General features: G+C 70.2%; 11 protein-coding genes and 1 pseudogene. 7 read left to right on the top strand and 5 right to left on the bottom strand.

Going from position 1 to position 11061, the window contains the following annotated elements; translation table 11 throughout:
- The 3 genes and pseudogenes from P3G67_RS33595 to P3G67_RS33585 form a co-directional block, all read left to right on the top strand.
- A pseudogene (locus tag P3G67_RS33595) lies at positions 1-133 on the top strand (flavodoxin-dependent (E)-4-hydroxy-3-methylbut-2-enyl-diphosphate synthase); the annotation flags it as partial.
- Between the two features lie 59 nt (positions 134-192).
- Positions 193-2118 (top strand): 1-deoxy-D-xylulose-5-phosphate synthase, encoded by a 1926-nt coding sequence (dxs, locus tag P3G67_RS33590; protein WP_276096881.1) that lies wholly within the window; start codon positions 193-195, stop codon positions 2116-2118.
- Entirely contained in the window at positions 2105-3508 is a 1404-nt protein-coding gene (locus tag P3G67_RS33585) for an aspartate aminotransferase family protein (RefSeq protein ID WP_276096880.1), read from the top strand. The genes dxs and P3G67_RS33585 overlap by 14 nt, the downstream gene beginning before the upstream one ends.
- Before the next feature lie 113 nt (positions 3509-3621).
- Here the strand turns inward: P3G67_RS33585 and P3G67_RS33580 are convergent, their stop codons facing one another.
- Entirely contained in the window at positions 3622-5658 is a 2037-nt protein-coding gene (locus P3G67_RS33580) for a M3 family metallopeptidase (RefSeq protein WP_276096879.1), read from the bottom strand.
- Between the two features lie 10 nt (positions 5659-5668).
- On the bottom strand, positions 5669-6499 hold the full coding sequence (locus P3G67_RS33575) for a tyrosine-protein phosphatase (RefSeq protein ID WP_276096878.1): 831 nt from the start codon (positions 6497-6499) through the stop codon (positions 5669-5671).
- 258 nt (positions 6500-6757) lie between these two features.
- Here P3G67_RS33575 and P3G67_RS33570 point away from each other — a divergent pair, with 258 nt between their 5' ends.
- Complete coding sequence (locus tag P3G67_RS33570) at positions 6758-7564, top strand: SGNH/GDSL hydrolase family protein (protein ID WP_391858406.1); 807 nt, start codon at positions 6758-6760, stop codon at positions 7562-7564.
- Positions 7565-7788: 224 nt separating this feature from the next.
- On the opposite strand, the gene P3G67_RS33565 is transcribed toward P3G67_RS33570, so the two are convergent.
- The gene (locus tag P3G67_RS33565) at positions 7789-8250 is read right to left on the bottom strand and encodes an ATP-binding protein (RefSeq protein WP_276096877.1); all 462 of its coding nucleotides are present in this window, start codon (positions 8248-8250) and stop codon (positions 7789-7791) included.
- A 138-nt stretch (positions 8251-8388) separates the two neighbouring features.
- Here P3G67_RS33565 and P3G67_RS33560 point away from each other — a divergent pair, with 138 nt between their 5' ends.
- From P3G67_RS33560 to P3G67_RS33550, 3 genes are read left to right on the top strand one after another with little or no spacing between them, the layout of a single operon-like run.
- Positions 8389-9255 carry a helix-turn-helix domain-containing protein gene (locus P3G67_RS33560; RefSeq protein ID WP_276096876.1) on the top strand — a complete coding sequence of 289 codons (867 nt, stop codon included), beginning with the start codon at positions 8389-8391 and terminating at the stop codon, positions 9253-9255.
- A 4-nt stretch (positions 9256-9259) separates the two neighbouring features.
- Positions 9260-9529, top strand: coding sequence for a DUF397 domain-containing protein (locus P3G67_RS33555; protein WP_269858056.1), 270 nt, complete (start codon positions 9260-9262; stop codon positions 9527-9529).
- Positions 9530-9561: 32 nt separating this feature from the next.
- Positions 9562-10368, top strand: a complete 807-nt coding sequence (locus P3G67_RS33550) for an SAM-dependent methyltransferase (RefSeq protein WP_391858405.1) — start codon at positions 9562-9564, stop codon at positions 10366-10368.
- On the opposite strand, the gene P3G67_RS33545 is transcribed toward P3G67_RS33550, so the two are convergent.
- Together P3G67_RS33545 and P3G67_RS33540 are read right to left on the bottom strand one after the other, a co-directional pair.
- Positions 10358-10858: a GNAT family N-acetyltransferase gene (locus P3G67_RS33545; RefSeq protein ID WP_276096875.1), complete on the bottom strand. Its 501-nt coding sequence runs from the start codon at positions 10856-10858 to the stop codon at positions 10358-10360. The genes P3G67_RS33550 and P3G67_RS33545 overlap by 11 nt on opposite strands.
- 19 nt (positions 10859-10877) lie before the next feature.
- Positions 10878-11045 (bottom strand): DUF6126 family protein, encoded by a 168-nt coding sequence (locus P3G67_RS33540; RefSeq protein ID WP_269858053.1) that lies wholly within the window; start codon positions 11043-11045, stop codon positions 10878-10880.
- Positions 11046-11061 lie beyond the last annotated feature (16 nt).

The raw sequence follows: 11061 nt of genomic DNA, 5'->3' as shown, positions 1-11061 counted from the left end.
GAAGGGTGAGGTGATCAAGACGGTTCCGGAGTCGAAGATCGTGGAGACCCTGATCGAGGAGGCGATGAAGCTCGCCGCGCTGATGGAGGCCGAGGGCGTGCCCTCCGGCGAACCCGCCGTCACCGTCGCGTGACCCTCTTACGTCCGCACACCAGCCCGGTCAGGGGAGAACCAGGGAAGGAGGCCCCCATCGTGACGCTGTTGGAGAGCATCCGAGGGCCACGTGACCTCAAGGCTCTTGAGGCCGACCAGTTGGATGAACTCGCCCGGGAGATCAGGCAGTTCCTGGTGCAGGCGGTGGCCAGGACCGGGGGCCACCTCGGGCCGAACCTCGGCGTGGTGGAACTGACCATCGCGCTGCACCGAGTCTTCAGCTCGCCCGCCGACCGCATCCTGTGGGACACCGGGCACCAGTCCTACGTCCACAAGATCCTGACGGGCCGTCAGGACTTCTCCAAGCTACGTGGCAAGGGCGGCCTGTCCGGCTACCCGTCGCGCGCCGAGTCCGAGCACGACGTCATCGAGAACTCGCACGCCTCCACCGTGCTCGGCTGGGCCGACGGCCTGGCCAAGGCCCACGAGGTGCGGCACTGCAGTGACCACGTGGTGGCCGTCATCGGCGACGGAGCGCTCACGGGCGGCATGGCCTGGGAGGCGCTCAACAACATCGCCGCCGCCAGGGACCGCCCCCTGATCATCGTCGTCAACGACAACGAACGCTCCTACGCCCCCACCATCGGCGGACTCGCCAACCACCTCGCCACCCTGCGCACCACCAACGAGTACGAGTGGGCACTCGACCTGGGCAAGCAACTCCTCCAGGCCACCCCGGTGATCGGCCGTCCGCTGTACGAGTCGCTGCACGGCGCGAAGAAGGGCTTCAAGGACGCCTTCGCCCCGCAGGGCATGTTCGAGGACCTGGGGCTGAAGTACCTCGGCCCCATCGACGGCCATGACATCGCGGCCGTGGAGTCGGCGCTGCGCCGGGCCAAACGCTTCCGCGGCCCGGTACTGGTCCACTGCCTGACGGAGAAGGGCCGCGGCTACGCCGCCGCCGAGCGGGACGAGGCCGACCGCTTCCACTCCGTCGCCGCCATGGACCCGCTGACCTGCGCACCGCTGACCCCGTCCGCCGGGCAGTCGTGGACCTCGGTGTTCGGCTCGACGATGGTCGAACTCGGCCGGGAGCGTGAGGACGTCGTCGCCATCACCGCCGCCATGCTCCAGCCGGTCGGCCTGGCGGAGTTCGCCGCGCGGTTCCCCGGCCGGGTCTACGACGTGGGCATCGCCGAGCAGCACGCGGCGACCTCGGCCGCGGGCCTGGCCACCGGAGGCCTGCATCCGGTCGTCGCCGTCTATTCCACCTTCCTCAACCGGGCCTTCGACCAGGTGCTGATGGACGTCGCGCTGCACAGGTGCGGGGTCACCTTCGTACTGGACCGCGCCGGTGTGACCGGCCCGGACGGTGCCTCGCACAACGGCATGTGGGACATGTCGATCCTCCAGGTGGTACCGGGCCTGCGGATCGCCGCCCCGCGCGACGCCGACCAACTGCGCGCCCAGTTGTGGGAGGCGGTGGACGTCGACGACGCTCCCACCGTCATCCGCTTCCCCAAGGCGTCGGTCGGCGAGCCCATGCCCGCCATCGACCGGATCGGCGGCATGGACGTACTGCACCGCGGCGACCGCTCCGATGTGCTGCTGGTCTCGGTCGGCGCACTGGCCGACACCTGCCTGTCCGCCGCCGCGCTGCTACGGGACCGGGGCATCGGCGTCACCGTGGTCGACCCGCGCTGGGTCAAACCCGTGGACCCCGCACTGCCGCCGCTCGCCGCCGACCACCGACTGGTCGCGGTGGTGGAGGACAACGGGCGCGTCGGGGGTGTCGGTTCGGCGGTCGCCCAGGCACTGCGGGACGCCGATGTGGACGTCCCGGTAAGGGACTTCGGGATCCCGGCGCAGTTCCTGGCGCACGCCAAACGCAGCGAGGTACTGGCCGACCTGGGCCTCACTCCGGCCGAGATCGCCGGACGCATAGGCGCGGCCCTGGCCCGGATCGACGCCCGGGCCGCCGGACAAGGTGTGATCGAGAAGGAGGAAGCCGATGGCCGAGCCTGACGCCGCCGAGCACAAGGGCTTTGACCTGGGCAGGCTGTTGGCCGAGCGGGGCGCGGAACGCTACGAGCTGCACGCCAGGCATCTGAACCACCAACTGCCCCGCATGCTGCACACCATCGGCTTCGACAAGGTGTACGAGCGGGCCGAGGGCGCGTACTTCTGGGACGCGAACGGCCAGGACTACCTCGACATGCTCGCGGGATTCGGGGTGATGGGCCTGGGGCGGCACCATCCCGTGGTCCGCAAGGCACTGCACGACGTGCTGGACGCCGGGCTCGCCGACCTCACCCGGTTCGACTGCCCGCCGCTGCCCGGCCTGCTCGCCGAGAAACTACTGTCCTACGCGCCCCATCTGGACCGGGTGTTCTTCGGCAACAGCGGTACCGAAGCCGTCGAGACGGCACTGAAGTTCGCCCGTTACGCCACCGGCAGGCCGCGCGTGCTGTACTGCACGCACGCCTTCCACGGCCTGACCACCGGATCCCTGTCGGTCAACGGAGAGGGCGGGTTCCGGGACGGCTTCGCCCCCCTGCTGCCCGACACCGCGATCGAGATGGGCGATCTGGCCGCGCTGGAACGGGAGTTGCGGCGCGGCGACGTCGCGGCGTTCGTGGTCGAGCCGATCCAGGGCAAGGGCGTCCACGAGACACCGCCCGGATTCCTGCGTGCCGCACAGGAGTTGCTGCACCGGCACAGGGCGCTGCTGATCGCCGACGAGGTGCAGACCGGCATCGGCCGCACCGGTGACTTCTTCGCCTACCAGCACGAGGAGGGTGTCGAACCGGACCTGGTGTGCGTGGCGAAGGCGCTGTCCGGCGGCTACGTGCCGGTCGGGGCCACCCTCGGCAAGGAGTGGATCTTCAAGAAGGTCTACTCGTCCATGGACCGGGTGCTGGTCCACTCGGCCAGCTTCGGCTCCAACGCCCAGGCGATGGCGGCCGGACTGGCCACCCTGGCGGTGATGGACGACGAGAAGGTGGTGGAGAACGCCCGCACCACCGGCGAGTTGCTGCGCTCCCGGCTGGCCGCACTGGTCGACCGATACGAGCTGCTGCACGAGGTGCGCGGCCGGGGCCTGATGATCGGCATCGAGTTCGGCCGTCCCAAGTCGCTGAAGCTGCGCGGCGGTTGGACGATGCTCCAGGCGGCCCGCAAGGGCCTGTTCGCGCAGATGGTCGTGGTGCCGCTGCTACAGCGGCACCGGATCCTCACCCAGGTCTCCGGCGACCACCTGGAGGTCATCAAGCTGATCCCGCCGTTGACCATCGGCGAGAAGGAGGTCGACCGCTTCGTCGACGCCTTCACCGACGTCATGGACGACGCACACAAGGGCAGCGGCCTGATGTGGGACTTCGGCCGCACCCTCATCAAGCAGGCTATGGCGGGCTGACACTCGAGTGACGCGCTGGCCGTCGCGGCGAGAGGAACCATCCGCCGCGACTGCCGGGCACCACGAGAAGGCGGACCGGCGGTCATGCGACCACCTCGGCGGGACGGCTCTGGTCAACAACCGCCGCGAGTGAGCCCGCGGCGGGCCAGCAGCGGCTCGATCCGCGGTTCCCGGCCGCACACCGCCCGGAACGACTCCATCATGTCGGCACCGCCGCCCTTCGCCAGCAGCCCGCGCCGGAACAGCTCACCGCTCTCCCGCACCGTCCTGCCGTTCTCCCGGAACCACTCGACGGTGTCGGCGTCCAGCACCTCGCTCCAGATGTACGAGTAGTAGCCCGCGCTGTACTCGTTGACGTCGTGGGCGAAGACATGCGCGAAGTACGTACTGCGGTAACGCGGCGGAATCTCCGGCACCGCGATCCCGGCGCCCTCCAGCGCCGCGGCCTCGAAGGCCTCGGTGTCCCCAGGGTCGTCCTGGGCGCCCAGGGTGTGCCACTTCCAGTCGAGCACCGCCGCGGCCAGGTACTCCACCGTGCGGAAACCCTCGCCGAACCGACCCGCCGCGGCCAACCGGTCCAACCGGTCCACCGGCAGCGGCTCACCGGTCCGGTGGTGGCGCGCGTAGTTGGCCAGTACCTGTGGCCACACCATCCACATCTCGTTGACCTGCGAGGGGTACTCGACCACATCGCGCGGCACCTTGGTGCCGGAGAACGCCGGATAGCGCACCTCGGACAGCAGCCCGTGCAGCGCGTGCCCGAACTCATGGAACAGCGTGCGGACCTCGTCGAAGGTGAGCAGCGTCGGCTCGCCCGCCGGCGGCTTGGCCACGTTGAGGTTGTTCACCACCACCGGCCGCTGGCCCAGCAGGTCGCACTGGTCGACGAGTTGGGCCATCCAGGCACCGCCGCGCTTGCCGGCCCGGGCGTGGACGTCCAGCAGGTAGAGACCGAGCGGCCGGTCCGCGTCGAACACCTCGAAGACCCGGACGTCCGGGTGGTAGCCCACAAGATCGTGCCGCTCGCCGAAGCGCAGCCCGTACACCAGCCCGGCCGCGAAGAACACCCCGTCGCCCAGCACCCGTTCCAGCTCGAAGTACGGGCGCAGCGCCGCCGCGTCGATGCCGTACCGGCTCTTGCGGACCCGCTCCGCGTAGTACGCCCAGTCCCACGGCTCCAGCCGGACGCCGCCGCCAAGCTCCGCACGCAGCGCCTCGGCCTCCGCACGCGCGTTGGCGACGGCCGGTGGGATCAGCCGGGCCAGCAGATCCTCCACAGCCTCGGTGCTGCCCGCGGTCATGCCGCCGACCACGTGGGCGGCATGGCTGCGGTGCCCGAGCAGCGCGGCGCGCTCGGCGCGCAACCCGGCGATACGGGCGACGAGTCGCCGGTTGGACTCCAGGCCCCGGCCGAGCGAGGCGGTCAGCAGCCGCTCGCGTACCGCGCGGTTGTCCAGCCAGGCCAGCTCGCTCTGGTTGGAGAACAGTTTGAGGCTCAGCACGTAGCGGCCGTCGTGGCCGCGGGCCGTGCCGTTGGCCGCCGCCGCGGCGATGGCGTCGGGGGAGAGCCCGGCGAGTTCCTCGGGGTCGTCCAGCACGAGGGCGGCGGCTCGGGTGTCCGCTGCCAGGTTCTGCTGGAAGACGGCGCCCAACCGGGCCAACTCGGCGTTCAAGGCCCGCAGTCGCTCCTGCTCGGCCGGGCCGAGCAGGGCCCCGGACCGTACGAAGTCCGTGTGGTACCGCTCCAGCAGCCGCAGCGACTCCGGGTCGAGGCCGAGTTGGTCGCGCCCGGCGTACAACGCGTCGATCCGGGCGAACAGCGCCGAATCCAGCTGGATCGCGTCGCGGTGCGCCGCGAGCTTCGGGCTGTATTCCGCGTTGAGCGCGTCGAGTTCGGGTGAGGTGTCGGCCGCCACCTGGTTGTGGAACACGCTCTCCACCCGGTGCAGCAGAGCGCCGCTGCGCTCCAGCGCGACCACCGTGTTCTCGAAGCCGGGCGGCTGGTCGCCGCCGGTGATCGCCGCGATCTCGGCGAGTTGCTCGGCCATGCCCCGGTCAAGGGCCGGGGCATAGTGCGCCACCCGCACCTCGGCGAACGGCGGCAGCTCGTACGGGAGGGTGCTCCGGGAGAAGAACGGATTCTCACTCACCCGGCCGACCCTAACGGGCGTCGTCCTCCAGCAGCAGGGTGCACAGCAACTCCCTGCGCTCGTCGGACAGTCCAAGGCCCTCCGACAGATAGCGGTCGGTGGAACCCCAGCGCTCGTCGATGGCCTCGAAGGCGGTCGCCAGATACTCGGGACGGGCCTCGAACAGCGGATTGAGCAGCTCCACCACCTCAGGGGCGGCGACGCCCGCGGCGTTGCGGCCACGCTGGATGCGGTAGCGACGGTGCGCGTCGTTGCTCAGCATGTAGTCCGCCTCGATCTCGGAGTGCTTGACGCCGAGCGCCAGCAGCACCACCGCGATGGAGGTGCCGGCCCGGTCCTTGCCCGCCGCGCAGTGCAGCAGCGCCGGTACCGACCGCTCCTCGATCAGGAAGTCCAGCAGCCGGGCGTGGTCCCGGGTGCGCTCCAGGATCAGCGAGCGGTACGCCTGCTGCATCCGCGCCGCGCCCTTGCCGTCGCCCAGCGCGGCGCGCAGTGCGTCGAGGTTTCCGTCCCGCACGGTGCCCCAGAACTCCGCCCCGTCGGCCGGATCGCTCAGCGGCATGTTCACGTTCCGCACTCCGGGCAGGGTGACGTCCGGTCCCTCCAGCCTGATGTCGGAGGCGTTGCGGAAGTCGAAGATCGTGTGCAGGCCGAGGGAGGCGAGGTAGGCGGCGTCCTCCTCGGTGGCATGGGCCAGGTGACCGCTGCGGTAGAGCCGTCCGAACCGGACCCGGCGTCCGTCGCCGGTGACCACGCCACCGACGTCCCGAAAGTTGCGCACTCCGGTCAGCTCGGGCTCGGTCTGCGTCTGTGTCGGGGCCTGCGGCGTCTGCTGGGTCACCGTGCCTCCTTCGCGACGGGTCGGCGGTGCGGATCACCGCCGTGACTGCCATAGCTGACCATACGACAGTCTGACCCAGGGCGTACCAGGTGGTATGTGGGGGCTCAACGATTCTTCTCGCGCCCGCGGCTCACCACGCGCCCCGTGGCACGCGGCCCTATTCCGCATCACCCAGAAAAGTTGAGTGGGATGAATCACGCCCCGTCAACCCCTGGTTACGGTGGCGTAGGTCACGTGGCCGAGAGGAGGATGTCGCGAGTGGCTGAAGTGAAGAATCCTGACACCTTGTCCACGCCGGGGGCTGCCATCGCGTCATACGCGGCGATCGGCGACAGCTTCACCGAGGGCGTGGGCGACCCGGGCCCCGACGGTGGGTACATCGGCTGGGCGGACCGGCTCGCGGTCATGCTCGCCGAGCAGGGCCCTGGGCGCGAACTGCGTTACGCGAACCTCGCGGTGCGGGGGCGGCTGCTCGACCAGATCGTCGCCGAGCAGGTCCCGCGGGCCGTGGAACTCGGCGCCGACCTCGTGACGTTCTGCGCGGGCGGCAACGACATCCTGCGGCCGGGGACCGACCCCGACGTGGTCGCCGAGCGCTTCGAGGCGGCGGTGGCCGAACTCGTCCGCACCAGTGGGACGGTACTGGTCGCCACGGGTTTCGACACCCGTGGCGTGCCGGTGCTGCGGCATCTGCGGGGGAAGATCGCCACGTACAACGCGCATCTGCGGGCGATCGCCGACCGGCACGGGTGCCCGGTGCTCGACCTGTGGTCGCTGCGCTCGGTGCAGGACAGGCGGGCCTGGAGCGAGGACCGGTTGCACCTGTCTCCCGCGGGTCACCGCAGGGTCGCCCTGCGGGCGGCCGAGGTGCTGGGGGTTCAGGTGTCCGGCGACGCCGAGGAGCCGTGGCCGCCGGAGGTGTTCCGTACCGCGGCCGATGTCCGGCGGGAGAACATCCAATGGGCGCGGGAGCACCTTGTCCCGTGGATCGGGCGGCGGTTGCGGGGGGAGTCCAGCGGGGATCGCGTCTCCGCGAAGCGGCCTGAGCTGCTGCCACTGCCCTAGCACTGGCGGTTCGGGGTCGTATCCATCCGATTGCCGTCGGCCGTCGCCTGGCGTTGAGCTCTGTCGTCTTCGGGCTGGGGCGTGATGGGGCGTCTCCCCGCTCCGCCCGCGCGTCGGCCGCCGGGCGCTCGGCGGGGCCGCCGCGGGGGACAGGGTGGCGCGGGGCCAGCCCGCGTGGCGGCGCGCTCCGCCAGACGAACGCCGAACGGCAACCGGGCGCAGTCCTAGTCGCGGCGGAGGACCGCCCAGACGACGCGCCCCTGCCCGTCCCCGCAGGGGTGCACGCCCCATGCCGCCGCCAGGGCGTTGACCAGAAGGAGGCCGCGCCCGCTCTCCTCGTCGACCCCCGCCTCACGCGGCTGAGGCTGCGTCAATCCCCGCCCCTGGTCGGCGACTTCGAGCCGAAGCAGGCTGGAAGTGACCCGCAGCGCGCAGGCTATCCGCTCACTGTCGCTGTACCGGATGGCGTTGGTGAACAACTCGGAAAGCACCAGCCCGGCGTCGTCCCGTACATCGTCATCGACACCGCGCTCGGCCAGCAGCGCTCGAAGGCGCCTCCTCGCCTCGGCGACACAGGCGCCGAGCGCCGGCAGATGGAACACGTCCATGCGGGACGCGCTCAGGTGCCGCGGGGCATCGAAGCCGGCCGGGCGCTCCAGTCCAAGAGCGTCATGGGAGGAAGCCACCAGGCCACTATGCGCGTAGCGTGCAACAGATGGCAAGATGCGTTCTGCAATTTGCAGAATCAATCACGACAGTCTGTTCCGCGTCTCTGACGGCATGACACACTGCTTCCCCTGATGGGGAGTTGGAAGGGGTGGGCGGTGACGGATGCTCGCGCCTCGGGCGCGCCGACGGTCCTGCGAGTGGTCCTCGGCAAGCGGCTCGCGGATCTTCGGGAGAAGGCGGCACTCAGCTACGAGCAGGCCGCCGCGGCGCTTGACGTCACACACGCCACCGTCCGCAGGATGGAGAAGGCCGAAGTCGGCCTGAAGATCCCGTACGTCGAGAAGCTGCTGCGCACCTACGGTGTGACCGACCCGGTCGAGGTCGAGGGCTTCCTGGCCCTGGCCCGGGAGGCCAACCGTCCCGGCTGGTGGCACCGTTACCGCGACGTGCTGCCCGAGTGGTTCAGCGCCTTCGTCAGCCTGGAGGGCGAGGCGGGCCTGATCCGCGCGTACGAACCGCACTACGCCCCCGGACTGCTCCAGACCGAGCAGTACGCACACGCGGTGTTCCGGTCCGGAATGCCGCAGGCCGCCACCGAGGAGATCGACCGTCTGCTCGCGCTGCGGCTGGAGCGCCAGGCCGTGCTCGACCGGGATGACCCGCCACTGTTGTGGGTTGTGCTTGATGAAACGGTACTGCGCCGCCCGATCGGCGGCCGGAGCGTCATGCGCGGACAGCTTGACCGGCTGATCGAGGCATGTGCGCTGCCCCAGGTCCGGCTGCAGGTCATCCCGTTCGCCGCGGGCCCGCATCCCGCGATGTACGGGCCGTTCCACATCTTCCGGTTCCAGGTCGCCGAACTGCCCGACATCGTCTGCGCGGAGAGCCTGATAGGGGCTGTCTACTTCGACCAGCGCGATGACGTGTCGGGCTTCCAGGAGGCGCTGGACCGGTTGTGCGCGCAAGCCGCGCCAGCACAGCGCACCGAGGCCTTCCTCGATGCCATTCGCAAGGAGATCTGACCACATGCATCGCACGCATTACGGGGACCGTGCAAGCGGGAAACGCATATACAACGGTATGCCGGCGAAGGACCTTGGCACCGACGGCTGGCGCAAGCCGTGGAGCGGGGGCAACGGCGGGAGCTGTGTCGAGGCGATGAAGCTGCGCGACGGACGGGTCGCGCTCCGCCAGTCCACCGATCCGGACGGACCGGCGCTGATCTACACGCTGCACGAGATCGAGACCTTCATCAAGGGCGCGAAGTCCGGCGAAGCCGACTTCCTGCTCGCCTGACCGACCCAGCCAGCCCACACCAGGAGGACGGCGTGATCGAGCCAGGCTTCTCCGCCGAACAGATAGACACCAGCAAGCCCCATCCGGCCCGGATGTACGACTACTACCTGGGCGGCCGGGACAACTACGAGGTGGACCGCGAGGCCGCGGAACGCGTCATCGCCATGGCCCCGGAGGCGCCCGCCAGCGCCCGTGCCAACCGCGCTTTCATGCGCCGGGCCGTGCGCACCGTAGTACGCGCCGGCGTCCGCCAGATCATCGACATCGGCACCGGCATCCCCACCTCGCCCAACACCCATGAGGTGGCACGGGAGATCGCGCCGGACGTGCGCGTCGCCTACGTCGACAACGACCCCATCGTCGCGGCGCACGCCGGAGCAAGGCTCACCAACACGAGCGGCACCGGGTTCGTGCTCGCCGACGTACGCGACCCCAAGGCGATCCTCGGGCATCCGGTGGTCCGGGAACTGATCGACTTCGACCAGCCGGTCGCCGTACTGCTCGTCGCCGTACTGCACTTCGTCAAGGACGAGGAGGACCCGGCCGGAATCCTGGCCACGCTCACCGGCGAACTGCCGCGAGGCAGCCATCTCGTCCTCACCCATGGCACCACCGACTTCCACCAGGACGCGGAGGGCGATGCCAGGGAGGTCTACAAGAAGGCGACGGCGCAGTTGACGCTGCGCGGCTACGACGAGTTCCTGCCGCTCTTCGACGGCTTCGAACTGCTCGACCCCGGCGTCGTCCAGGTGCCGCTGTGGCGTCCGGAGGGCGCCCTGCCGAACGCCGAGGACCTGCGACGCATCGCGTTCTACGGCGGCGTGGGCGTCAGGGAGTGAGCGACTTCTCGAACCAGTGCCCGGCGTAGGGCGAGTCGTTGTACGCGGGGATCTCGGCGTAGCCCATCCTCGCGTACAACGCGCGGGCCTCGACGAGGTCGTGCCGGGTGTCCAGGCGTAGCAGCCCGGCGCGCAGGGTCCTCCGGGCCGCCCGCTCGGCGGCGCTGATCAACCGGGTTCCGCCACCGTGCCGACGTGCTGGCGGCCGTATGAACACCCGGGTCAACTCGGCGGTGCCCGGCGCGAGCAGATGCACTCCGGCGCATCCGGCCACCATGCCGTCGCGCCGGGCGACCAGGAACTCGCCGCCCGGCGGGGCGAGATGGCCGCTCGGCTCCTCGGCGAGCGCCTGGTCGATCTCGGCCGGGGCGGCGTCCCGGCCGTGGTGCGTCTGGTAGTAGCGGTGCACGATGTCCGTGTAGTACTCCCGCAGCAGTGCCGTGCCGACCGGTCCGTCCACCGGTTCCGGGGTGATGCTCCACAGGTTCATGCCGCTGATCGTGCCGCACTCAGTGGGAGGCGTGGGCACCGAGCCAGAACAGCAGGTAGAGGAAGGCCGCGAACATGTGCGCCCCGATGAGGTAGATGAAGACCCGGATGGCCAGGCCGCGGCTGAGCCACTTCGGGGTGAGCGACTTGATCCGGTTGTCCGCCGAGGCGGGGGCGGTTTCGGGCATGGCGAAGACACCTTCC

Origin of the sequence: Streptomyces silvisoli, from assembly GCF_029269905.1 — a bacterium.
Classification (GTDB): Bacteria; Actinomycetota; Actinomycetes; order Streptomycetales; family Streptomycetaceae; genus Streptantibioticus_A; species Streptantibioticus_A silvisoli_A.
The sequence above is the reverse complement of the archived record's forward strand: the minus strand, read 5'-3'. Positions and strand labels throughout refer to the sequence as shown.

Coding starts and splice junctions, on each gene's coding strand:
- P3G67_RS33585 (WP_276096880.1), top strand. CDS start 2,105: ATGGCCGAGCCTGACGCCGCCGAGCACAAGGGCTTTGACCTGGGCAGG.
- P3G67_RS33555 (WP_269858056.1), top strand. CDS start 9,260: ATGCATCGCACGCATTACGGGGACCGTGCAAGCGGGAAACGCATATAC.
- P3G67_RS33545 (WP_276096875.1), bottom strand. CDS start 10,858: ATGAACCTGTGGAGCATCACCCCGGAACCGGTGGACGGACCGGTCGGC.
- P3G67_RS33540 (WP_269858053.1), bottom strand. CDS start 11,045: ATGCCCGAAACCGCCCCCGCCTCGGCGGACAACCGGATCAAGTCGCTC.